The sequence below is a fragment of the Achromobacter sp. ACM05 genome (assembly GCF_019218915.1).
In the GTDB taxonomy this organism is placed as follows: domain Bacteria; phylum Pseudomonadota; class Gammaproteobacteria; order Burkholderiales; family Burkholderiaceae_B; genus Achromobacter; species Achromobacter animicus.
In genome coordinates this window covers 1,497,795-1,523,342 of sequence record NZ_JAHUWQ010000001.1, presented here as the reverse complement: position 1 = coordinate 1,523,342, position 25,548 = coordinate 1,497,795, and the positions used below count along the sequence as shown (strand labels likewise).

Genomic DNA, 25,548 nt, shown 5'->3' with positions numbered 1-25,548 from the left:
GCATGACGCAGCGGAATCAACGCCCCGGTGCGGGGCTGGCCCCCTTTTTCCAGGCGTCGGGCATCGCCGTGATTGGCGCCTCCGATGAGGTCACCAAGATCGGCGGCCGCCCCGTCCACATGCTGATCAAGCATGGCTACCGCGGCGCCGTGTATCCCATCAACCCCAAGGGCGGCACCATCCAGGGGCTGCCGGCCTACACGTCGGTGAAAGACACGCCGGCAACGCCGGAACTCGCCATCCTGGCCGTGCCCGCCGCCGCCACGCCTGCCGCGCTGCGCGACTGCGGCGCGCGCGGCGTGAAGGCGGCCATCGTCCTGTCGGCCGGCTTCACCGAGGCCGGTCCGCAAGGCGCGGCGCTACAGTCCGAACTGGTGGCGATCGCTGGCGAACACGGCATGCGCGTCCTGGGCCCGAATTGCCTGGGCACCGTCAACGTCGCCGAGCGCCTGATCGGCTCATTTTCGATCGCGCTGGAAGAGAACATGCCGCCGGTCGGCCACGTAGGCATCGTGTCGCAGTCCGGCAACGTGGGCAGCCACACCATGCAGAGCGTCGCCCGGCGCGGCATGGGCGTCAGCCGCTTCATCGCGACCGGCAACGAGGCGGATGTGGACGCCGCCGACGGCATTGCCGCGCTGGCCGAGGATCCGGACACGCGCATCATCCTGTGCTGCATGGAAACTTGCCGGAATGCCGGAAAGCTCATCGACGCGTTGCGCCTTGCGCGCGGCAAGGGCAAGCCCGTCATCATCCTGAAGATCGGTTCCACGGAAAAAGGCCAGGCGGCCGCCGCCTCGCACACGGGCGCCCTTACTGGCTCGGACGCGGTGATCGACGCGGTCTTCCGCCGGCACGGCGTGCTGCGCGTGCGCTCTGTTGAAGCGTTGATCGACATCGGACACGCGGCCTCGCTGCTCATGCCCGACCGCCTGCCGGCCAACGACGCGGTCACGCTCGTTGCCGCGTCCGGCGGCTTCGGCATCATGATGGCCGACGCCATGAGCGACGCCGGCCTTGCGCTGCCCGCGCTCGCACCCGACACCCAGCGGCGCATCCTGGAAGCCGTGCCCACGGCCAGCACCGGCAATCCGGTGGACGCGTCCGCCCAGATGTCCAGCCGCCCCGACATTCTGCTCAAGATGCTGACGGCCCTGCTGGAAGATCCGTCGGCCAGTTCGCTGGCGCTGTTCATGTCGCTGTCGCTCTACAACACCCGGCTGCGCGGCATCTATCTGGAAGCGCTGGCCCGGGTGCGCACCAGCCATCCAGACCGCCTGCTGATGGTCATCAGCCAGGGCCCCGCCGACGCCGTCGAGCAGATCAACGCACTGGGCATTCCGGTGTTCTCCAGCATCGACGCCGCGGCGACGGGGCTGTCGGGCCTGGTGAAGCTGGGCAAGCTGCGCGCGGCCGCTTACGCCGACACGGCGCTGCCCGCCGCCGAACCCGTCGATCCCGCGGTATTCCGCAACGAATTCCACGCCAAGCAGGCGCTGGGCAACGCCGGCATCGACGTGCCGCGCGAATTCATCGCCCGCAGTGCCGACGACGCGGTGCGCGCGGCCGGGGCCATCGGCTACCCCGTCGTGCTCAAGATCGCCTCCGAAGACGTCGCGCACAAGACAGAAGCCGGCGGTGTGCTGCTCAACGTGGCCGATGCCGACGCCGTGCGCCACGGCCACGCCCGCATCCTGGCCAACGTCGCGCGCCATGCGCCCGGCGCCCGCATCGATGGCGTCCTGGTCGCGCCGATGGTCGCGGGCGGCACCGAACTGATCGCCGGCGTGTCGCAAGACCCCGTCTTCGGCCCCATCGTCATGGTCGGCATGGGCGGCATCTACGCCGAGGTGCTGAAGGACGTGGCCGTGCAGGCCGCGCCCGTGACCGAGGACGAGGCCGCGGCAATGATCCGCTCGCTCAAGATGTTTGCCATCCTGGACGGCGCGCGGGGCCAGCCCAAGGCCGACATCGCCGCCGCCGCGCGTAGCGTGGCGCGCCTGTCGGCGTTTGCGTACCGCCATCGCGACGACGTCGCCGAGATCGACATGAACCCCATTCTGGTCCGGCCGCAGGGCCAAGGCGTGGTCGTCCTGGACGCGCTGATGATCCCGCGGGCCGCGCCCGCCCATTGAGGACAGCCATGCAATTCGAACAACTTGCCACGGTCCCTGACCCGGGCGCAGGCCCCGAGGTCTACCGCCAGCATGCGCGCACCTGGCTGCGCGCCAACCTGCCAGATTTCATGCGCGCCGACAGCCCGGACTGGCGCGCGCCCACGCTTGCCGAGAGCAGCGCCTGGGAGGCCGCGATGTATCAGGCCGGACTCGCCGGCATGACGTGGCCCAAGGCCTACGGCGGCCACGGGTTGACGCTGCGCGAGCACCTGGCGGTGAACAAGGAGATCGGCGCGCTGCCCATGCCGGAAAGCGTCAGTTCGATCGGCAAGGAACTGGCCGGGCCGATCATCATGGCCGTCGGCACCGAGCAACAGAAGCAGGAATTCCTGCCCGCGATTCTGGCGATGCGGCAGTACTGGTGCCAGGGGTTTTCAGAACCGGACGCCGGCTCGGATCTGGCACGGCTGCGCACCAAGGCCGTTCAGGAAGGCGACACGTGGCGCATCAACGGGCAGAAGATCTGGACCAGCGGCGCGGCCAAGGCGCACTACTGCCTGCTCCTGACGCGCACCGGCACCGTGGCCGACAAGCATCGCGGCCTGCTGATGTTCGCCGTGCCGATGGACACGCCGGGCATCCGCGTCGTTCCCATCAAGTCCATCGACGGCAAGGAGTCCTTTGCCGAGGTGTTCTTCGACGACGTGGTGGTACCCGACAGTGCACGCCTGGGCGCGCCGGACGAAGGTTGGAACGCCGCCATCCGCGTGCTGTCCATCGAGCGCGCCACCAACCGCATGTATCGCCCGTGGCGCTTCGAGTGCGAATTGCGCCAGCTCATTGCGGCCTGCAAGTCCGATGCGCAACTGGCGTCCGCGCTCGACGACGGCTATGTCCAGCGCCGCGTCGGCGATCTGGTCAGCGAAATCGACGGATTGAAGGGTCTGGTTGAACTCACGGTGGCGCGCATGCTGCGTGGCGAGACCATCGGCGCGCGCGGATCGCTGACCAAACTTTATTGGTCGGAATGCCACCAGGCCTTTGCCGGCCTGGCGCTGTCTCTGCTGTCGCAGGTCGGCCCGCACTCCAGTCCCCTGGCGCGCCGCGCCCAGAAGGCCTTTACCACCGCCTACCTCTTCTCGCGCGCCGAGACGATCTACGCCGGCACCACCGAAGTGCAGCTGGACGTCATCGCGCAGCGCGTCATGAATCTGCCCAAGGACCTGACATGAGCCACGAAGAACTGCGGCCCGAGGAATTCGCGCAGGCCGCCGAAGCCGCGATCACCGACGCCCTGTCCCGCCCGGATGCCGGCGCCATGGCCCAGGTGCTGGCGCAGGCCGGCCTGACTGGCGTGATGGCAGCCGAGGAAGACGGCGGGCTGGGCCTCTCACTCGATTTCGCGCTGCCGATCGCGCACGCCGCCGGACGCCTGCGCCTGCCGCTGCCGCTGCCCGAACAGATCCTGCTTGCCAGCGCACTGGCCGGCACGCCGCAGGCCGCCGCGCTGGCCGCCGGCGAGCGCCTGGCCGGCATCGCGTGGCAAGGCAGCCTGCAGTCGGGCCATGCCCGTCTGGACAATGGCCCGGCGGACTGGGTGCTGGTGGCTGACGGCGCGGGCGCCGCGCTGCTCGATGCCAGCGCCCTGCCCCGCGACGAACAGGCGGCGCTCGATCCCGATCATCCGCAAGCGTGGATCGCGCTGGACGGCGCGCCCGTACTGGCGCGCTTGGATGCTCGGGCCTGGGACGCGCTCCAGCGCCAGGCCCATCTGCTGCTTGCCGAGTTCGCCAACGGCGCCGCCGAAGGCGCCCTGCAGGCCGCGGCCGAGTACATGGCGACCCGCGTGCAGTTCGGCCGCCCCCTGTCGGCCAAGCAGGCCGTGCGCCACCTCCTGGCCCGCATGCGGCTGCTGCAGGACGTGTCCAGCGCCGCGATCCGCCGCGCCACGCAAGCCGACGAATACGGCGCGCCGCGCGACACGCGGCCCGCGCTGGCCGGCGCGCTCGCCAACGCGGCTTTCGTCATCGAGAAAGCCATCCACCTGCACGGCGGCATGGGCTTCACGTGGGAACTGCCCCTGCATCGCGCCTTGCGCGCGGTGCGCAAGCTGGACGCCGCCTTCGCGGGTCTGGCCAGCGGCAACGGCCGCGCATTCATCCAATCGGTATAGGAAGACACCATGGCACAAGATCTCGCCGGGCGCGTCGCGCTCGTCACCGGCGCGGGCGCCGGCATCGGCCGGGCCACCGCGCGCCTGCTCGCCGCGCGCGGCGCCACGGTCGGCGTCAACGACCTCAAGCACGAGCTGGTGGACGAGGCCGTCGCCGGCATCACCGCCGAAGGCGGCAAGGCCTTTCCCGTCGTGCAGAACGTCGCCACGCGTGAAGGTATCGGCGAAGCGGTGCGACAGACCGCCGAACAAGGCTCGCGCCTGGACATCCTGGTCAACAACGCGGCCTGGGTCCGCTATCAGAGCGTGCTGGAGATCCAGCCCGATACGCTGGAACGCATGCTGGACATCGGTTTCAAGGCCGTGATCTGGGGCATCCAGGCCGCCGCCGAGGTCATGGACCCCGACCGCGGCGGCGCCATCGTCAACGTGGCGTCAACCGCGGCGCTCAAGTCCGCCCCCAGTTCGATGGTGTACTCCGGCATCAAATCAGGCGTGCTGGGCGTGACGCGCGCGGCGGCCGCCGAACTGGGCGCGCGCCGCATCCGGGTGAACGCCGTGTGCCCGTCAGCGGTGCCCACGGAAGGCACGCAGCGCAACCGCAACGCCGAGCGCGATGCGCGCCGCGTCGCAAGCACGCCGATGGGCCGCCTGGGCACGGTGGACGACATTGCCGACGCCATCGTGTTCCTGGCCAGCGACGAGGCGCGCTTCATCACCGCGCAGGCGTTGGTGGTCGACGGCGGCATCACGTTCACGACGCTCTGATGGACACCGTCCTGCTCACCGGCGCGGCCAGCGGCATCGGCCGGGCGACGGCCCGCCGGCTGGCCGATGCGGGCCATCGCTGCGTGCTGGTCGATCGCAACGCGCCGGCGTTGCGGGCGCTGCAGGCGGAACTGCCCGTCCGCGCAGGTCAGAACCATCTTGCCTGCGTGACGGACCTGACCGATGCCGGGCAGATAGCGGCGCTGGCGGACGGCATGCCTCGACTGGACGCCATCATCAACAACGCGGGCATGACGGACAGCAGCAATCGTCCCACCGTCGACCAGACGGACGAGGACTGGCAGCGGCTGCTGGACCTGAACCTGCACGCGCCCGCGCGCGTGGTCGGCGCCCTGCGCGGTTGCCTCGCCGCGGGCGCGCGTGTCGTCAACGTGGCCTCGGGCGCGGGGCTGCGCGCCATCCCATGGCGCGGCGGCTACAGCCCCAGCAAAGCCGGCCTGATCGCGCAAAGCCGCGCGCTGGCGCAGGCCGACCCCGGACTTTGCGTCACCGTGCTGTGTCCGGGGTATGTGCAAACGGAACTGGTGGACGGCCTGATCGCATCCGGCCGCCTGGACCCCGCGCGCGCGGTCGCCAAGATTCCGCTGGGCCGGCTGGCAGATCCCGACGAGATCGCCAGTGCGCTGGTCTTTGCAGCGGGTGCGCAGGCCAAGCCCCTGGCAGGCAGTCTGCTGTGCGTGGATGGCGGCTCATCGGTGTATGGCGGCAGCCAGACCTATGCGCCGGCCGCGACCGAAAACCGTATTCAAATCGACGCGCCCTTGTCGCTGACCGTGCGCGGCGATTGGCCCTCGCCACGGGACGACGCGACCGGCGACGGTTATCCCGCCGTGCTGGATGCCACGGTGCTGTCCAGCCCGCCGGGGCGACGCCTGGCGGCCGTGCTGAATGCCGCGCGCCGCTTCGACCTGGACGGACCCGCCAGCCTCACGCTGCTGCTGCCTGGCGGCGAGGACCTGGCGTGGGAGCATGCCGGGGATCACGCGGCGGCGCGGATGCTCGTGGCCTCGCTGGCCTGCGAATGGGGGCCCGTGGCTCGCCGCATCAACGCGGTGCAGGTTGCGCCGGGCGCCGCGCCCGAGGCGCTGGCGCCGCTGCTGCGCTTCGTCGCGGGCGCGCAGGCGCAATACCTCACGGGTCAGGTGCTATGCAGCCAATAAGCGATCTGGACGACATCAAGGCGCGCTTCATCGCCGCGCGCGGCTATTGGCGGCCGTGGACGGACGCGATGCTGCGCGCCAATCCGGGGTTTCTCGCGCACTATGCCGACTACGCGGGCCATCCCGCCAGCACGGGTCCGCTGTCGCCGCGCATGGTCGAACTGATCTATGTGGCGCTGGACGCATCGGCCACGCATCTTTACGAAGCGGGACTTGCCACCCATCTGCGCATGGCGCGCGAGGCCGGCGCCACGGATGCCGACGTCTTCGACGTGCTGCATCTGGTGACCCTCCAGGGGTTGAGCGCGGTCCTTCTGGCCGCCGACCTGCTGCACGAGGCCGCACCGCTACCGGCGCTGGACGCGCAGGATCCCTTGCGCGCCCGCATCGCCGCGCTGTGGCCGGAACAGGCGCCCAGCCTGTTGCGGCTGGCGGCGCAGGACCGGGGCTATGTCGCCGTCCTGCTCGACTTCCTGGAAGGCGGCGCGCCGGCCGGCGGTCTGTCGCGGACGGAACGTTTGCTGATTCGCATCGCCTTGCACGCGTGCTTCACGCAGGGCGACATGGCAAACACGCGCGCTTGCATCGGCGAAGGGCTCTCACGAGGCCTGTCGCGCAGCGATATCCTGCAAGCCATTCAACTGGGCGCCCATCTGGCCGTGCATGGCGCGGCGCTGGGCGCGACCGTCCACGCGCGTCTGCAAGACACCGCCGCGTCCCGCTGAAACGCGGACGCGCCGCGTTCACACGTGCAGCTGGTCCAGCACCGACCACCCGGCCCGCGCCTCAATGACCTCGCCGGCCGCCAGGCACAGGTCTTCGCGAAAGCGCCCGGCGACCAACTGCACCCCAACCGGCGCGCCTTCGGCGCGGCCAACGGGTACGGAGAGTCCCGGCAATCCCAGGATCGCCGTTGAAATCAACGGGCTCTGCGCCCGAAGGATGTCCGCCATCACGTCCGCGCCCTGCTGATCCCGATCCACCGGAAATGGCAGCGCGAAAGACACGGGCATCAACAGGACCGGATAGCGCTCAAAGAAGCGGCCCCACTCGCGCAGGATCGTCGTGCGCATCGCCATCGCCTGAATGAAGCCGTCCTTGTCCCGGCGGGGCGTGTGCGAAAGCATGCTTTGGTACGCGTTCTGGATGGCGCGGTCGCCGGCGCGTTCGATCTCGCGCTGCATGGACCCGGCGGCTTCGTTCATCAGCACGTCCAGCCACAGCGCGGCCGCGGTGTCGAACTGCGGCGGCTCGGCAACCTCGACGAAGTAGCCCGCGTCCTGCAGCCAGCCGGCGGCGCGCTGCAGCGCGTCGGTGACTGCAGCGTCGGCCTTGTGCTGCGCCGTGCCCGCAAACAGCGCGACACGACGGCCGCTGTTCAAGTCAGGAAATTCCAGTGGCGCCGGCACCCACCAGGGATCGCGCGCGTCGCCGCCCGACATCGCCGCCAGCCCCAAGCGCAGATCCGCCACGGTACGCGCCAACGGCCCTTGCGTGGCCGCCATCTGAGAGGCTACCGGGCGCTCGGCGCGCTGGGTCGCGTTATACGCGGGCACCCGGCCCTGCGAGGGCCGCAGCCCTGCCACGCCGCACGCATACGCGGGATAGCGGATGGAGCCGCCCTGGTCGCTGCCATGCGCAAGCGGCCCGACGCCCAGCGCGGCCGCCACCGCCGCCCCGCCGCTGGAGCCGCCCGGCGTTCGCGCCACATCGAATGGATTGACGGTGCGGCCGTGCAGATCGTTGTCGCTGAACCAGCGCCAGGAGAACGCCGGGACGTTCGTGCGTCCGATGACGATCGCCCCCGCGCGAAGCCAGTTGTCGACCGCCGGATTGTTTTCCTGCGCGATGAGGTCCCGGTAGGCCGTCACGCCGTTGGTCGTGGCCGTGCCCGCCAGATCCGCGTTGGCCTTGATCGTGACCGGCACGCCATGCAGCGCGCCCAACTCCTGCTTGCCGCGCACCGCCGCGTCGGCCGCATCCGCGGCGCGCAGCGCCTGATCGGCATAAGTCTCCGTCAGCGGGTTGAAGGCTGGATTGACGACTTGGGCGCGGTCCAGGCAGCTTTGCACCGCCTCCCGGCTGGATACTTCACCATTGCGGATGGCGCGGGCCAGGTCGAGCGCGTTCCAGCGCCAGAGTGCGTTAGTCATGTTGTCTCCCTATTCTGAAATACCGGATGTGCAGGAACCGCTGCGCGGCACGCGTTCTGCCCGCCCCATCCTGCGACGCGCGCTCAATCGGCGGACGCGCCGGATTGCTTCACCATCGCCGCCCAGCGCGGAATCTCGGCGGCGATCAGGCTGGCGAACTGCTCGGGCGTGGACGGCGTGGCGTCGACGGACAGGGTTTCGTTCTGCTTCTGCACCGCCGGGTCCAGCAGCGCCTTGGCGACTGCGGCATTCAGCTTGTCGATCACCGGCTTGGGCACACCCGCCGGCGTGACGATGCCACCCCACGACACCACCTCGAATCCCTTCAAGCCCGACTCGTCGAGCGTCGGCACGTCCGGCAGCACGGGCACGCGTTTCAGGCTGGTGGCGCCCAGCACCTTGACCTGCCCCGACCGAATGAAGGGCAGAACGCCGGCGACGTTGTCGATCATCACGTCAAGCTGCCCGCCCGCCAGATCCACCACGGCCTGCTGGCCGCTCTTGTACGGCACGTGCAACATGGTGGTGCCGGTCTCGCTCTTGAGCATTTCGCCCGCCAGGTGGGCGCTGGAACCGACCCCCAGCGATCCCACGCTGACCTTGCCGGGATTCTTTTTGGCATACGCGGCCAGCTCCTGCACGTTGTTGGCCGGCAGGCCATTGCGCGCGATCAGCACCAGCGCGTTGCTGATGGCCAGGCTGACGGGCGCCAGGCTGCGCTGCGGGTCGTAGGGCAGCTTGGCGTACATGCTCTTGTTGATCGCCAGCGTGACGATGTTGCCGAAGCCGATGGTGTAGCCGTCGGGCGGCGCCGACGCCAGGGCCTGCGTGCCGACGATGCCGCCCGCCCCGCCCCGGTTTTCCACGATGACCGGCTGCCCCAGTTCGCGGCCCAGCGCGTCGGCAATCGGGCGCAACACCACGTCGGGACCGGAGCCTGCGGCGTACGGAACGATGAGCTTGATCGGCCGTTCCGGCCAGTCGGCGCGGGCGGCGCCAGCGGCGGTGGCGGCCACAAAGACAAGAAACAAGGAAACGGCACGGCGGGCAAAGATCGGCATGGCATTCTCCTGAAGCGCTTTTTGGGCCAGGCCTCTCGGTTCTTGCCGGGCCTGATCGACGATCAGCTTAGGGATGGTCCGCGCTGCCTGTAAGGCTATATTTTTGTTAAGGTGACCACCCTAGGTTGTCAGCCGGAAAGCCGTCATGAAGGACCATCAATTGCGGGCGTGGCTGAAGGTCGCTGAACTGCGCAGCATCCGCGCCGCCGCCCGCAGCCTGCACCTGAGCCAGGCCGCCGTGACCAAGGCCATCAAGGAACTCGAAACCGAACTGGACGCGCCGCTCCTGACGCGCAGCCCCAAGGGCATCGCCGTCACCGAATGCGGCGAACACCTGACGGTGCGGGCCCGCCTGGCGCAGGCGCAGCTCGCACTGGCGCGCCAGGACATCCGCCAATTGCTCAGCGGTGCGCAGGCGCGGGTGGCGGTCGGCGTGACACCCATGGTCATGCTCAGCGTGCTGCCCGACGTGCTGACCGAATTCCGGGCCAGCATGCCGGCCGCGAAGGTCAAGGTCTCGGAAGGCCTGCTGGCCTCGGTGCAGCCAGCCCTGCGCAACGGCGCGCTGGATTTTGCGCTGGCCTCGCGCATGAACGACGGCGCTGGCGGCCAGGAATTTGAATTCGAAGAACTGCGCCCGCTGGAATTCATGATTGCCTGCCGCAAGGGCCATCCGCTGGCGCGCGCGCGGCGCTGGGAAGACATCCGCGGCAGCGAATGGCTGCTCAACGTCTCGGGCGGCAGCCATACCGAAGCCTTCCTGCGCGGCCTGCGCGCGCACGGCCTGCCCGAGCCTGCCCGCGTGATCGAATGCGACACCTTCGGCGTCATGTGGAGCCTCATGACCCGCAGCGACGCGCTCATCATCTGCCCGTCCGGCATGCTCGACATCAAACCCTATGGCGACGGGGCCCGGCGCATCCGCGCGGACGTGCCGATGCCGGTCGCCAGCATCGGCATCATGACGCTGCAGGGCGCGCCGCTATCGCTGGCGGCCGCCACGATGGCGGATATGTTCCGGCGGCGCGTGGCGGCAATGGCGTAAGGCGCGCCAACACAACCTGAATTCAAGGGCCGGATTGCCCCTCATTTTTTTGTATGCAAAAATATACAAAAAACGCGCCGAGACAATCTTGCCCATTCCGAAAAGCAATTCGCAGGCCTTTGCGGCCTACAACGAGATCAAGCGCCGCATCCTGGTGGGCATGTTCACGCCCAGCCACCGCCTGCGCGAAGTGGAAGTCGCCGACCAGCTCGAAATGGGCCGCACCCCGGTGCGCGAGGCGCTCAAGCGCATCCAGGACGAAGGACTCATCACGCACGAGCCCGGCCGCGGACTGGTCGTCACCACGATGGACCAGCAGGAGGTCGGCGAGCTCTATTCCATGCGCGAAGTGCTGGAAGGCGCCGCCGCCGCCTTCGCCGCGCGCCACGCCACCGACGCCGAGATCGCGAACATGCAGGCCATCCTGGACGAAGGCGACAACGGCGACCCCGTCGCGCAGAACCTGCGCTTTCACCAGGCCATCTACAGCGCCGCGCACAACCGCTACCTGATCCGCTCGCTGCATTCGCTGACCGAGACCACCTATCTGCTGGGACGCAGCACGCTCAGCTCATCCGAGCGGGCCGGCCGCTCCAACCAGGAACACCAGGCCATCGTCGACGCCATCCGCGCCCGCGACGTCCAAGGCGCGCAAGACGCCGCCCAACATCACATTCACCAGGCCCTGCTGGAACGCCTAAAGATGCTGCGCCAGGGCTGAGCGCGGCCGTCGATCGGAGACAAGTCGATGAAGCAGTTCAACGTATCCCCGCAGCGTCTGCTGGCGGGGCTGGCCCTTCTTTTGCCCGCGCTTTGCGCGCCGGTGGCCGCGTCCGCCGACACGTATCCCAGCCGGCCCATCACGCTGGTGGTGCCGTTTGCGGCGGGCGGCGGCACCGACAGCATTGCGCGCGACTTGGCGCGCACGCTGGCCGACAAGCTGGGCCAGTCCGTGGTCGTGGAGAACCGCGGCGGCGGTGGCGGCTCCATCGGCGCCGCGCTGGTCGCCAACGCGCGCCCCGACGGCTACACGCTGCTCTTTGCCACGTCGACCTTCGTGACCAACGCCGCCGCCGGCATCAGCACCACCTACGACGTGCGCAAGTCCTTCGCGCCTATCGCCATGCTGGGCCGCGGGCCGCTCTTCGTCGTGACGGCCAAGGACCTGAAGCTGACCTCCATCGCCGGCCTGCGCGAACTCGCCGCCAAGCCGGACGCCGACCTGAACTTCTGCTCGGCCGGCAACGGCAGCATCAACCATCTGGCCGGCGAACTGTTCAAGCAGAAGACCAACACCGCCATGACGCACGTGCCGTACAAGGGCAGCGGCCCGGCCACCGTCGATCTGCTGGCCGGCCGCGTCCAGGTGTTCTTCGCCACCGTGCCCACCATCCTGTCGCAGGTGCGCGACCAGCGCGTGGACCTGCTGGCCGTCACGGGCAAGACGCGCTCGCCACTCTTTCCCGACACGCCTACCGTGGCCGAGGCGGGTGTGTCCGACTTCGACATCACGACGTGGTGGGGCGTTTTGGCGCCGGCCGGCACGCCGCCTGAAGTCGTCGCCAAACTGAACCAGTCCATCAACGCGGCCGCCGTCGACACGCTGGTGGCCGATCGCCTCAAGCACGAGGGCGCGCAGGCCATCAGCGGGTCTCCGGACGACTTCGGCAAGGCGCTGGCCGCCGAACTGGAGATGTGGCAAAGCGTGGTGAAGAAGTCCGGCATGGCGCTGGACTGAGCCGCCGTACGCGCCCGCCGCACAGAGACAACGAGGAGACACCATGCAGCACACACCCTATTCCTTCGATCCCGCGCGCCGCCGCCTGCTGCAAGGAGCGGCGGCCGGCACGGCATTGATTTTGGCCGGCGCGGCGCGCGCGGCCGACGCTTACCCGTCCAAGCCCGTGACGATGATCGTGCCCTACGCGCCCGGCGGCCAGGGCGACGTCTTCGCCCGCATCCTGGCCGAACGCCTGGGCACGGAATTCAAGCAGACCTTCATTGTCGAAAACCGCCCCGGCGCGTCGGGCGCCGTGGGTTCGCGCATCGTGCTGCGCGCGCCGGCCGATGGCTACACGCTGCTGCTCGGCCAGACCGGCGAAATCGCCGTCAACCCTTACGCCATGAAGTCGCTGGGCTACGACCCGCTGCGCGAGTTCGCGCCGGTGATTCTGGTGGGCGATTCGCCGCTGGTGCTGGCCGTTCCGGAAAAGTCGCCCTATGCGGACCTGGCCGCGCTGATCGCCGCGGCCCGCGCCAAGCCGGACGCCCTGGCCTACGCGTCCTCCGGCACCGCCACGCCCGGCCACCTGGCCGCTGCCGCGTTGGCGCTCGGCACGCAAACCCGCATGATCCACGCGCCCTACAAGGGCGCGGGCCAGGCAATGTCCGACCTGCTGGGCGGCCACGTCGACTTCTTCTTTTCCAGCGCATCGGCCGTCATGCCCCACATCAACAGCGGCCGCTTGAAGGCGCTGGCGATATCCTCGCGGGAGCGCCTGGGCATCCTGCCCAACATCCCCACCATCAGCGAGGCCGCCGTGCCGGACTTCCAATTCAGTCTGTGGGGCGGCGTCTTCGCGCCCGCGCAGACACCCCCGGCGGTGGTCGAACAGCTCAACGCGAAGCTGAACGCCATCCTGGCCGAGCCCGCGATCAAGTCGCGGCTGGAAGGCGACGGCGCCGCCGTGCGTCCGAACACTTCGCAGGAATTCACGGCCTTCGTGCACAGCGAAGCCGCCAAGTATCAAAACCTGGTGCAAGCCACCGGGGTCCAGGTCGAATAAGCCCGGCCGATCAACCCACAGGAAAACGCTCTCATGAAAATCGTTGTACTCCCCGGCGACGGCATCGGCCCCGAAACCATGGCGGTCGCCGTCGACGTGCTTGAAGCCGCGTCGCGCCGCTTCGGCCTGAATCTGCAGTTCGACCACGACATCGCGGGCCATGACAGCCTGAAAAAGCACGGCGCCACCGTCACGCCCGCCCTCCTGGAAAAGGTCAAGGCAGCCGACGGCCTGATGCTCGGCCCCATGGCCACGTATGACTTCAAGGACGAGGCCCGCGGCGAGATCAATCCGTCGATGTACTTTCGCAAGAAGCTCGACCTGCACGCCAACATCCGCCCTGCGCGGACCTACCCCGGCATGCAGGCGCGTTTGGGCGAATTCGATCTGGTCGTGGTGCGCGAGAACACCGAAGGCTTCTACGCCGACCGCAACGTCGAGTCCGGCGGCAGCGAAATGCTGATCACGCCCGACGTCGTCGTGTCGCTGCGCCGCATTACCCGTCAGTGCTGCGAGCGCATCGCGCGCACGGCGTTCGAGCTGGCCATGACGCGGAGCAAGCACGTCACGATGGTGCACAAGGCCAACGTGCTTAAGCTGGGCGACGGCATGTTCCTGGAAATGTGCCGCCAGGTCGCCCAGGAGTTTCCGGAAGTGCGCGTGGACGACGTAATCGTCGACGCCATGATGGCGCACGTGGTGCGCGCGCCGCAGCGCTACGACGTCGTCGTCACCACCAACATGTTCGGCGACATTTTGTCCGACCTGACCGCCGAACTGTCGGGCAGCCTGGGCCTGGGCGGCTCGCTGAACGCCGGCCGCGACTACGCGATGGGCCAGGCCGCGCACGGCTCGGCGCCCGACATCGCCGGCCAGAACATCGCCAACCCGATCTCGCTGATCCTGTCGGGCGCGATGCTGCTGAACTGGCACGGCCAGAAGACCGGTAACGCTGCGTTCACGCAGGCCGCCGCCGCCATCGAGGCCACAATCGCCGACACCATCCTCGCGCAGGAATGCACACGCGACGTCGGCGGCAAGCTGGGCACGCGCGAAGCCGGCGCGGCCTTCGTCGCGCGCCTGCAGGCGGGCTGACCATGACGGCGCCGCAGCTACCCGCCGGCGCCTGCGACTGCCACGTCCACGTGGTGGCGCCGCAGGCCGACTACCCCATGCTGGCGGACCGGCACTATACGCCCGGCCCCGCGTCAGCGGATGCGCTGCGCGCTCACATGCAACGGCTGGGCCTCGCCCACGCCGTCATCGTGCAGCCCAGCATTTATGGCAGCGACAACCGCCTGCTCGTCGACAGCCTGTTGGCGCTGGACGGCGCGGCGCGCGGCGTAGCCGTGGCCGATGAAGACATCTTCGACGCGGATCTCACCCGCCTGCACGATGCCGGCGTGCGCGGCCTGCGCGTCAACCTGGAAAGCACCGGCGCCAGCGACGCCGCTGCCGTCAACCGCGCCCTGTCGGCGTGGGCGGGCCGTCTGGCGGGGCAAGGCTGGCACATCCAGGTGTACGCCTCGCTCGACGCCATCGCCAGCGCCGCCCCCGCGCTGGCGCGGCTGCCGGTGCCGGTGGTGCTGGATCACTTCGCGATGATTCCGGCGCAGGTTGCGCTGGACGATCCCCGTGTCCTGCAGGTGCTGGACCTGGTCGGCAGCGGCGCCGCCTACGTCAAGCTGTCGGCGTCCTACCGCATTAGCGCGGACCCTCATGACGGCGGCGAAGCCCAGCGCATAACCGCGCTGGCCCGCGCCTTTATCGATCGCAATCCGGAACGTGCACTGTGGGCCAGCGATTGGCCGCATACGAATCGCGAGCCGGGCAAACTTCCGACCGAGATCAGCGCGTATCGCGACGTCCCGGCCGTCCGCCTGCTGCACGAAATCGGATCCTGGCTGCCGGACGCAGCACTCCAGCGCCAGGTGCTGGCGGCCAATCCCGCGGCGCTGTATGGTTTCTAGTCCTTAGCGCAGCGGAGACCGCCGCATGAATCTTTCGCTACGCCACATGAAGGCCTTCACGGCCCTGGCGGCATTGCGCAGTTTCACGCGCGCGGCCGAGCACTGCTGCCTGACCCAGAGCGCGTTCAGCGCGTTGATCTCCAATCTGGAAAGCGACCTCGGCGTGAAGCTGTTTTCGCGCAGCACGCGCAACGTGGAAATGACCGCCGAGGGCGAAGCCTTTCAGAACATCGTCGCCCACCTGCTGCCCGAGACCGAGCGTGCCCTGGCCGAAATGCGCGACCACGTCGAGCGCCGCAAGGGCCGCGTCGCGCTCGCCGCGCTGCCGTCGATATCGTCGGGCATCCTGCCCGGTCTCATCGCCCGCTTCACCGCGGATTACCCCGGCATCAGCGTGCAGGTGCAGGACGTGGCCAGCACGGTATGCATCGACATGGTCCGCAACCGCCAGGTGGATTTCGCGCTGTGCGCGGCCGCCTATCCCAGCACCGACCTCGACATCGAGGTGCTTGCGCGCGACACGTTCCATTTCATCTGCCCCGCCAACCATCCGCTGGCGACGCGCCGCCGCCTGTCGGTGCAGGACGTGCTGGACTATCCGATCATCGGATTCGAAAGCAACAGCAGCATCCGCCAGCATCTGGATGCCGCCATCTATCCCCGGCAGTGGCTGCGCTCGCATCAGGTCAACAGCCTGTCGACTGCAGCCGGATTCATCGCGGCTGGCCTGGGCGTCACCATCGCCCCCACCTTGGCGCTCTTTCAGTTCCGGCTGGCCGGCTTGAAAGCCGTGCCGCTGACGCTGCCGATCAACGAGCGCGACATCTGTCTGGCGCGGCGCCGCGACGCCACCGATTCGCTGGCCGCGCAGGCATTCCTGGCGCTGCTGCGCGAACACCTGCAGCCCGCCGTACAGGCGCTGGCCCGCACGCTGGACTGACGCCTCCCCAACAAAAGCATGCCTGCGGGCGCGACGGCAGCTATGCCTCGCGCCCGCATTCGCGCGCCCATTACATGCCCGCGCGCATTTATCGATTTCCTCGATTTTCTTATCCAAATTATCCATTCATCGACTAAGACGGCCTGTCTATCATGGGTTCACAACAGCAGAACAATCCAAGGAGACAACATCATGAAGCGCCTTGCCCGTGTCCTCGTTGGCGGCTGCCTGTCCGCCGCCTTTGCCGCTGCCGCCCCCCTCGCCTTCGCCGAGAGCTATCCCGCCAAACCCGTGCGCCTGATGGTCGGCATGGCGCCCGGCGGCTCAAATGACACCGTGGCCCGCCTGGTCGCCGCGGAACTATCGAAGACCTGGCCGCAGCCGATGATCGTCGAGAACAAGCCGGGCGCGAACAGCACCATCGCCACGGGCGAACTGAAGCGCTCGCCCGCCGACGGCTACACGCTGATGCTGGTGATTTCCTCGCACGTCACCAACACGCTGCTGTATCCCAACCTCACCTATACGCTCAAGGACTTCGCGCCGGTCTCGCTGATCGCCGACACGCCGTTCGTGCTGGTGGCCAATCCCAAGTTCGAGCCCAACACCACCAAGGATCTGATCACGCTGGCCAAGAAGAAAGAACGCGGCATCGACTTCGGCACGCCGGGGCAGGGTTCCACGCAGCACATCTCGCTGGAGCTTCTGGACCAGATGGCCGGCATCCGCATGAACCACATCCCCTACAAGGGCGGCGCGCCCGCGCAGACCGACGTGATCGGCGGGATGATTCCGCTGATCTTCGCCACGCCCACGCAGAGCCTGCCCTTCATCAAGCAGAACAAGCTCAAGGCGCTGGCGGTGACCTCCAAGGAGCGCCTGCCGCAACTGCCCGACGTGCCCACGCTGGCCGAGTCCGGCGTGCCCGGCTACGAGGCCAACGTGTGGTTCGGCATCATCGCGCCCGCCGGCACGCCGCCGCAGGTCGTCGACTTCCTGCACAAGGAGATTTCGCGCGTGGTTCGCGAGCCCGGCATGCAGGCGCGCCTGGATGAAATGGGCCTGAAACCGCTGGATGAATCGCCCGCGCAGTTCCAGCAATTGATCGACAGCGAAAAAGTGAAATGGGCTGGCGTCATCAAGCAAAGCAACATCAAGTTCGACTGATCCCATCCAACCCGGAGCATCCCCGCATATGCCTACCATCGAATCCGTCTCTGTCTGCATTGCCCGCGTGCCGCTCGCGAATCCGGTCACGTTCTCCACACGCCAGGTCAAGGCGCGCGAATACTGCCTGGTGCGCGTGCGCGCCACCGACGGCCAGGAAGGCCTGGGCTACTGCTACGCCGTCAACAGCGCGGGACGCCTGTTGTCTGTAGCCGTGACGGACCTGCTGGCGCCCCGCCTGATCGGCCAGGAATCGTTGCGCGTCGAAGGCCTGTGGAACGAGCTATACCAGGAAGCGCTGCTGCTGGGCCGCGCCGGCGGCGTAATGCGCGCCCTGTCCGCCATCGACACGGCGCTGTGGGATTTGAACGCGCGCAGCGCCGGCGTGCCGCTCTACCAATACCTGGGCGCCACCGTGAAAGACCGCGTGCCCGCCTACGCCAGCGGCGGGTACTACCAGCCGGGCAAGACGCCGGACAAGCTGGCCGCAGAGATGGCGCAGCACGTCAAAGAGGGCTTTCGCGCCGTCAAGATTAAGGTCGGCCTGGAAAGCGTGGCCGGCGAGCGCAAGCGCATCGCCGCCGTGCGCGAGGCCATCGGCGACGACGTGCGCCTGATGCTGGACGCCAACAACGCCTGGCGCGACCTGCCCACCGCGCTGGAATACATGCGCGCGTTCGAGCCCTATCACCCCTTCTGGATCGAGGAGCCCTTCTCGCCCGACGACATCGACAACCACGTGCGGCTGGCGCGCGCCACGCCTGTCACCGTCGCCACCGGCGAAGTCGAGGCCGGCCGCTGGCGCTTCAAGGACCTGATCGCCAGCGGCGCCACCACCATCCTGCAGACCGACGCGACCGTGTGCGGCGGCATCACCGAATGGCGCCGCATCGCGGCCACGGCCGACAGCCACGGCATCACCGTGGCGCCGCACGCCTGGCACGACGTGCACATCCACCTGGCCGCCAGCGCGCCCAACGCGACCTACGTGGAATGGATGCCGGACGACCACATCGTCAACTTCCGCCGCCTGATCGACCGCCAACTGCAGGCCGAGGATGGCAACCTGCTGGTGCCTTCCGAGCCCGGCCTTGCCTTCCGGTTCGACGACGACGCCATCGCCGAGTACGGTGTGGTCTATCCCGGCGAACGCGACCGCTGGCAGGTCGTCCGTTGAACACGGCCGCCCCCGCGCTGGGCCTGCTGCTGTCGGCCAAGGTCGACCGCGCGCATGGCCCGCGCCTCGATGCCCTCGCGCAAGCTGCCGGCATGCGCCTGCAACGCCATCCGGTCGAAGACGCCGACCCCACGCGTATCGACGTGGCGTTCTTTTCACGTGATCTGTACGAAGGCAGTTCGCTGCGCAAGCCCGGCCCGCTGTCCGATGCCTTCTTTCGGGTGGCGGACGCCGCGCCGGGGCTGCGCTGGCTGCACGTGTGTTCGTCGGGGCAGGACCTGCCGCAGTATGCGCACACGTTGGCGCGCGGCGTTCCGGTCACCGCCTCCACCGGCGTCACCGCTGCCCCCATCGCGCAGACCGCCGTGGCCGCCATCCTGGCGCAGTCGCGCGGCTTCGACCGCTGGCTCGCGTCGCAGGCGCGGCGCGAATGGCAGCCGCTGACCGGCGACGCCCGGCCGCGAGATCTGTCGTCGATGCACGTGCTGGTGCTGGGCGCGGGCGCCATCGGGCAGGAGATCGGGCGCTTGTGCGCCGCGTTGGGCCTGCGCACAACGGCCGTGCGCAGGCATGCCGAGCCGCTGGCCGGCTTTGACGATGTCATCGGCATGGCGCAGCTGGACGACGCGTTGCCCCATTGCGACTGGCTCGTGCTGGCGCTTCCGTTGAATGCCGAGACGGCCGACATCATCGACGCGCGCCGGATTGCCCTGTTGCCGCGCGGCGCGCGCATCGTCAATGTCGCGCGCGGCGAGCTGGTGGATGAAATCGCGCTGACGGATGCGCTGGCAGCGGGACGCCTGGCGGGCGCTTACCTCGACACGTTTACGGAAGAACCGCTGCCGCAAGCGTCGCCGCTATGGTCGCTGCCGTCGGTGTGGATCAGCCCCCATAACAGCGCCGCGTCGCTCGGGCACGAGGACCGGGTTGTCGATTGCTTTGCGGATGAGTTCCAGCGCTGGCTGACGCGTCACGCGACGGCGTTGTCCACCACCAAAAGCTGACCTCGTCAGTCCGATTCCCTCTGCATCATCGTGCTAACGGCCGGCATCTCGTCAGCAGGCACGGATCCTTGTTGCACCACCACTCCTACGATTCTGTCGCCGCATTTCTCGGCTTCGGCCGAATGCGCTTAAATATCGCTTTAATTGGGGACTCGCTTCCCAAGGCCAGCAGCGCCAATGTGCGCCGCCACCGCGCCTCGTCGAAAGCCATATCCAGAATCCGGAGTCTCTGCCTTGTTCCGCAGATTTGAAAGCCAGCTCAATCCGTTCCCGTCCGAGAACGTCCCCCCGCCGCCCACGGGTTTCTTCGCCTTCCTGTGGTTCTGCACGCACGGTTCGCGCCGCTACATCGCCGCACTGGCGGTCCTGAGCGCGGCGGTCTCCATCTACGAAGCGTGGCTCTTCGCCTTTCTGGGACAGGTTGTCGACATGCTCACCGCCTGGAAAGCCGGCGAGGCCGCATCGGCGCACGAACGCCAAGTCCTGTGGGGCATCGCCATCGTGCTGTGCGTCAGCGTTGGCGTCGTCGCGCTACGCACACTGGTCCAGCATCAGGTCCTGGCCATCAACCTGCCGCTGCGCCTGCGCTGGGACTTTCACCGCATGATGCTGCGGCAAAGCCTGTCGTTCTTCTCGGATGAATTCGCCGGCCGCGTCACCACCAAGGTCATGCAGACCGCGCTTGCCGTGCGCGAAGTGCTGCTGACCTTCTGCGAAATCGTGCTCGGCATCGCTGTCTACTTCGTCACCATCGTCGCGCTGGCCGGGGGCTTCGACTGGCGTCTGATGCTGCCCTTCATCGGCTGGATGGCGCTCTACGGCCTGGCCATGATGTATTTCGTGCCGCGGCTGGGCAAGGTCGGCAAAGAGCAGGCGCATGCCCGCTCGTCCATGACCGGACGCGTCACCGATGCCTACACCAACATCACCACCGTCAAGCTCTTCTCGCACACCAATCGCGAGGCCCGCTTTGCGCGCGCCGCCATGGAGGACTTCAAGGAAACCGGCTACCGCCAGATGCGTCTGGTCAGCCAGTTTGAAATCGTGAACCAGGCGTTGGTGTCGGCGCTGATCCTGGCGGCCGGCGGCTACGCGCTGTGGCTGTGGCACGGCAACGAAGTCGGCACCGGCGCAGTGGCGGCCGTAACCGCCATGGCGCTGCGCGTGAACGGCATGTCGCACTGGATCATGTGGCAGATGACGTCGCTGTTCGAGAACATCGGCACCGTGCAGGACGGCATCGCCACCCTGACCCACGTCCCGAAGGTGCAGGACGCGCCCAACGCCGCCACCTTGCAAGTCACGCAAGGCGAAGTCCAGTTCGATGACGTCTATTTCAACTACAACAACGAGCGCCAGGTCCTCGACGGCCTGACCCTCACCGTGCGCCCCGGCGAAAAGATCGGCCTGGTCGGACGATCCGGCGCCGGCAAGTCCACGCTCATCAACCTGCTGCTGCGCTTCTACGACGTCGAACGGGGACACATCCGCATCGACGGCCAGGACATCTCGAAGGTCACGCAGGACAGCCTGCGCAGCGCCATCGGGATGGTCACGCAGGACACATCGCTCCTGCACCGCTCCATCTGCGACAACATCGCCTATGGCCGCCCCGACGCCAGCCGCGAAGAAATCCGCGCCGCCGCGGCCCGGGCACAGGCCGACGACTTCATCGAGCAGCTCAGCGACTCGCACGGCAACACCGGCTACGACACGCTCGTCGGCGAACGCGGCGTCAAGCTGTCGGGCGGCCAGCGCCAGCGCATCGCAATTGCCCGCGTCATGCTCAAGAACGCGCCCATCCTGCTGCTGGACGAAGCTACCAGCGCATTGGATTCGGAAGTGGAAGCCGCCATTCAGGAGAGCCTGGACGAAGTCATGCAGGGCAAAACCGTCATCGCCATCGCGCACCGCCTGTCCACCATCGCCGCGATGGACCGTCTCATCGTGATGGATCAAGGCCAGATCATCGAACAGGGCAGCCATGCGGAACTGCTGGCAATGAACGGCGTGTACGCGCGCCTGTGGCGGCATCAGAGCGGGGGTTTCCTGGCCGAAGAGCCGAGCCAGCCGGTTTGAGATGGTGGCCGGGCCCGCGCCCGGCCGCTTCATGGGTCCAGGAGTTCAGATGCTTGCCTACACAACCGGCGCAGTTGCGGCGGCCGCCTTGGCGGCCAGCGTCTACATCAGCGTCAAACGGCCTTTCCGGTTCAAGGACAACGGCTCCGGCCCGGATCACCGTCCTTCCGCAGCCGTCGCGGGCGGGCTGATGACCGTTGCCCTGCTGGGCTTTGTGCTGGCCTTCAGCCTTTGAATAAAAGGCCTCGGTGACAAGTTTGGTTGCACTTTATTAGGGACACAATAAAGACCCGATCGGATAATCCCCGCGCTATTCGAAAAGGATCTTTATTTTGAAGTTGAAAGCTGCACTCCTCATTTCCGCGCTGACCGCCGTCGTCGTTGCTCCCGCGAATGCCGCGTCTCCCCGTTCGGTCGATGCCCGCACGTTTGATGTCGCCGGCGTCAAGACGGGCATGGACTTCGACGAAGCCCTTGCTGCCACTGCCAAGAACTTCAATGTTGGCAAGAAGGACATCCGGATCGGCTACGCGACGAACAACCCCGTCACGAACACCAAGATGCCGATGAACTTCAGCTACGACAAAGATGGCGTCAGCTTCATCGTCCACTTCGAGCCGCGCGTGCCTGTCGACAAGCAACGGCCGCTGGCGGTGTCGCAGATCCGCTATGAACTGCCGTGGACGCCGGCCAACAAGGAAGCCATGGGCAAAGCCGTGCTGGAAAAATACGGCCGCCAGTCGAACTATCCCAACGACCTGAACATGGAATGGTGCACCAAACCCAGCACGAACCCCGGCATGGGCTGCTCGACGGACCTGACGCAGGCGGTATTGAAATACAGCGGCGTCAGCATCCAGATGCATGACCCGGCATGGATGAATGCGCGGATCGAGTATGTGCAGCGCAGCCAGTCCAGAAAGCCCAGCTTCTAACGCGTATCAGTAATTCTGAACGGGGCGCGCTTCGTGTTGACGGGGTGCGCCTTTCCCTGCATGACATCTTCGATGAGGGCTTGGGTGGACCAGCACCTGCCCTTCATCCTTTGAGCCGCGCGGGCAGATTCGCCACGAGCCAATCAATGAACACTCGCAGCCGATGCGTCACATGGCGGTTATGCGGGTACACCACATGAAACGGATAGGGCTGGGGCCGCCACGGTTTCAGAATCTCGACGAGCGCGCCGCTCTGCAACGCGGGGCCCGCCGCATAGGTGAAGGTCTGGACAATCCCCAGGCCCGCCAGCGCCGCCGCCAGATGCGCGTTGCTTTCGTTGACGCCGACGCGATGCTCGACCTTGACCTCCGACTTTTCCCCATCGCGCTCAAAACGGAACGGAAAGGCGCGGCCGTTCTGCGGCGACAGGTAGCTGACCAGCTTGTGGCCGTTCTTCAACTCATCCGGATAGGCAGGCGTGCCGAACTGCTTGAGGTATCCCGGTGTGGCGCAGGTGATCAGATCGGCGGTACCGATCTGCCGCGCCACCAGCGAAGAATCATCGAGCGGTCCGCCGCGGATCACGCAGTCGACGTTGTCGCTGATCAGATTGACGGGGCGGTCTGACACCCCGAAGTCGATCCGGATGTCAGGATAGCGCGTCAGAAAATCCGAGATCGCGGGGATCAGCACGTCGCTCGCGGTGGAGCCGCCCACGTCGATGCGCAGGTGTCCTTTCGGCTTGCCTTGCACAGCATTGAACGACCCGTCGATGTCTTCCAGGTCGCGTACGATGCGCAACGCTTTCTCGTAGTACTCGCGCCCTTCCGGCGTGACCGTGACGCGCCGCGTCGTTCGCTGCAGCAGGCGCACGCCCAGGTGCGCCTCCAGGTCCTGCACGATCTTGCTCAGCGTGGCATTGGGCATATCCAGCGAATCCGCCGCCCGCGTGAAACTGCCCGCCTCCACCACGCGCGCAAACCCGCGAATCGCGGTCAATTGATCCATGCCGAAGACTCCTTGAGATGAAGCGATTATCCACAAACACGCATAGTCGTTTCAATCTTTCCGAAGTTGTCCATTATTTCGGTGATCGGTTGGCAAGCTTCGTCAATGGCATCGCGCTGTTTGTCGATGGCGGGATGGCGCAGGTGTGAGCGCCTCCCGCGCCGGCTCCCTCCAATCAGGCCACCTTGCGAATCACCGCCCTGTCGTCCGCCCTGATGGCCTATGCTGATCGTTCCGGCCCGATGGGCCACCTTTCTGAAGGAGCGTTGCATGTTGGACCACATCACGATCCATGTGAGCAACTTCGAGCGCAGCCGCGCGTTTTACCTGAGCGCGCTGGCGGCGCTGGGTTATGTGGCACGCAAGACGTTCGAGACCGACATGGGCTTCGGCGTCGGAGAACCGGACAACGAGAACAACCCCGGTGGCGAATTCTGGATACATGAGGGCACGCCCTGCGCGCCACGCGTGCATGTGGCCTTCCGCGCCCGCAGCCGCGAAGCGGTCGACGCGTTCCATCGCGCCGCCTTGGCAGCCGGCGGCCGCGACAACGGCCCGCCAGGCTTGCGCACGCATTACCACCCCCACTACTACGGCGCCTTCATCCTGGACCCCGACGGCTACAACATCGAGGCCGTTTATCACCGCGTCGCTTGACGGCAAGGCGCGCTCAGGAATGCCCCTCGCAGGTCGACCCGGACATCCTCGGGCAATGCGTTGAATCGATGCGGGGAATGAATGCCGACGCCGCAGAATCAAGTGATCAGCGTCGCATGAAGGGAACTTGCCGGGATTGATGGAGCGGGTGAAGGGAATCGAACCCTCGTATGAAGCTTGGGAAGCTGCCGTTCTACCATTGAACTACACCCGCTCGGGTGTCGTGCCGCAGCCGTGGGCCGGGCAGAGCCGCGATTATAGCGCGGGTTTTTTCGGTCGGGGCGGGTCGAAAAAGCCCGCCCCTTCGACCAAAGAATCGCCGATATCAATTCGCCGTGATGTTCGCGGCCTTGACCACCTTGCCCCAGCGGTCCAGTTCGGTCTGCGTGTAGGCGCCCAGTTCCTTCGGGCCCATGAAGATCGCCTCGGCGCCCTGCTCGGCCGCCTTCTTGCGGAACTCGTCGGTCTTCATGATTTTCTGGATCTCGCCCGCGATCTTGTCGACGACCGGCGCGGGCGTGTCCTTGGGTGCGTACATGGCGAACCACGACGACACGATCAGGTCGGGGTAGCCGGCTTCGGCGGCCGTGGGCACGTCGGGCAGCGACGGCAAGCGGGCATTGCCCGTGACCGCCAGCGCGCGCAGCTTGCCTGCGGCGATCTGGCCCAGCAGCGGCGGCGGCGTGGTGATCGTCATATCGACAGCGCCGCCCAGCAAGTCATTCAGCGCGGGGCCGGTGCCCTTGTACGGGATGTGCGTGATCTGCGTGCCGGCCATCTGGTTGAGCAGTTCCGTGGCGACCTGCTGCAGCGAACCGTTGCCCGAGGACGCGTAGTTCAGCTTGCCCGGGTTGGCCTTGGCGTACGCGACCAGTTCCTTCAGGGACTTGATGGGCAGATCGGGGCGCACGACCACGACTTGCGGCGCGGACAGCACGTTGGCAACCGGGGCGAAGTCCTTGATGGGATCCCAGCCGGCGGCGGGCGTCACGTGTGGCGTGATGACCTGAAAGCCCGAGTACTGCAGCAGCAGCGTGTAGCCGTCCGGCTTGGCGCGCGCCACGGCCTGCGCAGCGATGCCGCCGGAGGCGCCGGGCTTGTTCTCGACGACGACGCTCTGGCCCAGCGCCGCACCCAAGGGCTGCGCGATCAGGCGGGCGGCGATGTCGGTGGTGCCGCCGGGTGCAGCGGACACGATCAGCGTGACGGGGCGGTTCGGAAAATCGGCCTGTGCGCTGGCGGCGCCGGCGGCGGTGATCAGGGCGAAGGCGGCGCTGACGCGCAGTGCGGTGGGCAGGCGGAAAGAGGCCATGCGTTGTCTCCTGG

At 67.5% G+C, this 25,548-nt stretch carries 25 protein-coding genes and 1 tRNA gene; 21 read left to right on the top strand and 5 right to left on the bottom strand.

Annotation, left to right across the window (positions count from 1 at the left end; genetic code table 11):
- Nucleotides 1-2: 2 nt before the first annotated feature.
- From KW836_RS06980 to KW836_RS06955, 6 genes are read left to right on the top strand one after another with little or no spacing between them, the layout of a single operon-like run.
- On the top strand, nucleotides 3-2,135 hold the full coding sequence (locus KW836_RS06980; protein ID WP_218342819.1) for an acetate--CoA ligase family protein: 2,133 nt from the start codon (nucleotides 3-5) through the stop codon (nucleotides 2,133-2,135).
- 8 nt (nucleotides 2,136-2,143) lie between these two features.
- Complete coding sequence (locus KW836_RS06975) at nucleotides 2,144-3,349, top strand: acyl-CoA dehydrogenase family protein (protein ID WP_218342818.1); 1,206 nt, start codon at nucleotides 2,144-2,146, stop codon at nucleotides 3,347-3,349.
- On the top strand, nucleotides 3,346-4,290 hold the full coding sequence (locus tag KW836_RS06970) for an acyl-CoA dehydrogenase family protein (RefSeq protein WP_218342817.1): 945 nt from the start codon (nucleotides 3,346-3,348) through the stop codon (nucleotides 4,288-4,290). The genes KW836_RS06975 and KW836_RS06970 overlap by 4 nt, the downstream gene beginning before the upstream one ends.
- A gap of 9 nt (nucleotides 4,291-4,299) precedes the next feature.
- Nucleotides 4,300-5,058 carry an SDR family NAD(P)-dependent oxidoreductase gene (locus tag KW836_RS06965; RefSeq protein ID WP_218342816.1) on the top strand — a complete coding sequence of 253 codons (759 nt, stop codon included), beginning with the start codon at nucleotides 4,300-4,302 and terminating at the stop codon, nucleotides 5,056-5,058.
- Complete coding sequence (locus tag KW836_RS06960) at nucleotides 5,058-6,239, top strand: SDR family NAD(P)-dependent oxidoreductase (RefSeq protein ID WP_218342815.1); 1,182 nt, start codon at nucleotides 5,058-5,060, stop codon at nucleotides 6,237-6,239. Before KW836_RS06965 ends, KW836_RS06960 begins: the two co-directional genes overlap by 1 nt.
- Entirely contained in the window at nucleotides 6,227-6,964 is a 738-nt protein-coding gene (locus tag KW836_RS06955; protein WP_218342814.1) for a carboxymuconolactone decarboxylase family protein, read from the top strand. The genes KW836_RS06960 and KW836_RS06955 overlap by 13 nt, the downstream gene beginning before the upstream one ends.
- Before the next feature lie 18 nt (nucleotides 6,965-6,982).
- Here the strand turns inward: KW836_RS06955 and KW836_RS06950 are convergent, their stop codons facing one another.
- On the bottom strand, nucleotides 6,983-8,392 hold the full coding sequence (locus KW836_RS06950) for an amidase family protein (protein ID WP_218342813.1): 1,410 nt from the start codon (nucleotides 8,390-8,392) through the stop codon (nucleotides 6,983-6,985).
- A gap of 83 nt (nucleotides 8,393-8,475) precedes the next feature.
- Nucleotides 8,476-9,453 (bottom strand): tripartite tricarboxylate transporter substrate binding protein, encoded by a 978-nt coding sequence (locus KW836_RS06945; protein WP_175137901.1) that lies wholly within the window; start codon nucleotides 9,451-9,453, stop codon nucleotides 8,476-8,478.
- A gap of 145 nt (nucleotides 9,454-9,598) precedes the next feature.
- Between KW836_RS06945 and KW836_RS06940 the strand changes: the two genes are divergently transcribed.
- The 13 genes from KW836_RS06940 (at nucleotide 9,599) to KW836_RS06880 (ending at nucleotide 22,556) form a co-directional block, all read left to right on the top strand.
- Nucleotides 9,599-10,498 carry a LysR substrate-binding domain-containing protein gene (locus KW836_RS06940; protein WP_218342812.1) on the top strand — a complete coding sequence of 300 codons (900 nt, stop codon included), beginning with the start codon at nucleotides 9,599-9,601 and terminating at the stop codon, nucleotides 10,496-10,498.
- An 88-nt stretch (nucleotides 10,499-10,586) separates the two neighbouring features.
- Nucleotides 10,587-11,219, top strand: coding sequence for a GntR family transcriptional regulator (locus tag KW836_RS06935; RefSeq protein ID WP_175122377.1), 633 nt, complete (start codon nucleotides 10,587-10,589; stop codon nucleotides 11,217-11,219).
- Between the two features lie 27 nt (nucleotides 11,220-11,246).
- Nucleotides 11,247-12,236, top strand: a complete 990-nt coding sequence (locus KW836_RS06930; RefSeq protein ID WP_218342811.1) for a tripartite tricarboxylate transporter substrate binding protein — start codon at nucleotides 11,247-11,249, stop codon at nucleotides 12,234-12,236.
- A gap of 43 nt (nucleotides 12,237-12,279) precedes the next feature.
- Nucleotides 12,280-13,284 carry a tripartite tricarboxylate transporter substrate binding protein gene (locus KW836_RS06925; RefSeq protein WP_218342810.1) on the top strand — a complete coding sequence of 335 codons (1,005 nt, stop codon included), beginning with the start codon at nucleotides 12,280-12,282 and terminating at the stop codon, nucleotides 13,282-13,284.
- A 33-nt stretch (nucleotides 13,285-13,317) separates the two neighbouring features.
- The gene (locus KW836_RS06920; protein WP_218342809.1) at nucleotides 13,318-14,379 is read left to right on the top strand and encodes an isocitrate/isopropylmalate dehydrogenase family protein; all 1,062 of its coding nucleotides are present in this window, start codon (nucleotides 13,318-13,320) and stop codon (nucleotides 14,377-14,379) included.
- Nucleotides 14,380-14,381: 2 nt separating this feature from the next.
- Nucleotides 14,382-15,254 (top strand): amidohydrolase, encoded by an 873-nt coding sequence (locus KW836_RS06915; RefSeq protein ID WP_218342808.1) that lies wholly within the window; start codon nucleotides 14,382-14,384, stop codon nucleotides 15,252-15,254.
- Nucleotides 15,255-15,279: 25 nt separating this feature from the next.
- On the top strand, nucleotides 15,280-16,194 hold the full coding sequence (locus tag KW836_RS06910; RefSeq protein WP_218342807.1) for a LysR family transcriptional regulator: 915 nt from the start codon (nucleotides 15,280-15,282) through the stop codon (nucleotides 16,192-16,194).
- 192 nt (nucleotides 16,195-16,386) lie between these two features.
- Entirely contained in the window at nucleotides 16,387-17,361 is a 975-nt protein-coding gene (locus KW836_RS06905) for a tripartite tricarboxylate transporter substrate binding protein (RefSeq protein ID WP_175122371.1), read from the top strand.
- Between the two features lie 28 nt (nucleotides 17,362-17,389).
- Nucleotides 17,390-18,538 carry a mandelate racemase/muconate lactonizing enzyme family protein gene (locus KW836_RS06900; protein ID WP_218342806.1) on the top strand — a complete coding sequence of 383 codons (1,149 nt, stop codon included), beginning with the start codon at nucleotides 17,390-17,392 and terminating at the stop codon, nucleotides 18,536-18,538.
- Nucleotides 18,535-19,542, top strand: a complete 1,008-nt coding sequence (locus KW836_RS06895; protein WP_218342805.1) for an NAD(P)-dependent oxidoreductase — start codon at nucleotides 18,535-18,537, stop codon at nucleotides 19,540-19,542. Before KW836_RS06900 ends, KW836_RS06895 begins: the two co-directional genes overlap by 4 nt.
- A 234-nt stretch (nucleotides 19,543-19,776) precedes the next feature.
- Complete coding sequence (locus tag KW836_RS06890) at nucleotides 19,777-21,621, top strand: ABC transporter ATP-binding protein (protein ID WP_218342804.1); 1,845 nt, start codon at nucleotides 19,777-19,779, stop codon at nucleotides 21,619-21,621.
- 49 nt (nucleotides 21,622-21,670) lie between these two features.
- The gene (locus KW836_RS06885; protein WP_218342803.1) at nucleotides 21,671-21,856 is read left to right on the top strand and encodes a hypothetical protein; all 186 of its coding nucleotides are present in this window, start codon (nucleotides 21,671-21,673) and stop codon (nucleotides 21,854-21,856) included.
- Between the two features lie 97 nt (nucleotides 21,857-21,953).
- Nucleotides 21,954-22,556: a hypothetical protein gene (locus KW836_RS06880; RefSeq protein ID WP_175137906.1), complete on the top strand. Its 603-nt coding sequence runs from the start codon at nucleotides 21,954-21,956 to the stop codon at nucleotides 22,554-22,556.
- A 103-nt stretch (nucleotides 22,557-22,659) separates the two neighbouring features.
- Here the strand turns inward: KW836_RS06880 and KW836_RS06875 are convergent, their stop codons facing one another.
- Nucleotides 22,660-23,565 carry a LysR family transcriptional regulator gene (locus KW836_RS06875; protein ID WP_218342802.1) on the bottom strand — a complete coding sequence of 302 codons (906 nt, stop codon included), beginning with the start codon at nucleotides 23,563-23,565 and terminating at the stop codon, nucleotides 22,660-22,662.
- Between the two features lie 17 nt (nucleotides 23,566-23,582).
- Between KW836_RS06875 and KW836_RS27825 the strand changes: the two genes are divergently transcribed.
- Complete coding sequence (locus KW836_RS27825; protein ID WP_255595154.1) at nucleotides 23,583-23,714, top strand: hypothetical protein; 132 nt, start codon at nucleotides 23,583-23,585, stop codon at nucleotides 23,712-23,714.
- Between the two features lie 121 nt (nucleotides 23,715-23,835).
- The gene (locus tag KW836_RS06870; RefSeq protein ID WP_218342801.1) at nucleotides 23,836-24,222 is read left to right on the top strand and encodes a VOC family protein; all 387 of its coding nucleotides are present in this window, start codon (nucleotides 23,836-23,838) and stop codon (nucleotides 24,220-24,222) included.
- Between the two features lie 140 nt (nucleotides 24,223-24,362).
- On the opposite strand, the gene KW836_RS06865 is transcribed toward KW836_RS06870, so the two are convergent.
- Together KW836_RS06865 and KW836_RS06860 are read right to left on the bottom strand one after the other, a co-directional pair.
- Nucleotides 24,363-24,436, bottom strand: a tRNA-Gly gene (locus KW836_RS06865).
- 111 nt (nucleotides 24,437-24,547) lie between these two features.
- Nucleotides 24,548-25,534, bottom strand: coding sequence for a tripartite tricarboxylate transporter substrate binding protein (locus KW836_RS06860; protein ID WP_175184770.1), 987 nt, complete (start codon nucleotides 25,532-25,534; stop codon nucleotides 24,548-24,550).
- Between the last annotated feature and the right edge of the window lie 14 nt (nucleotides 25,535-25,548).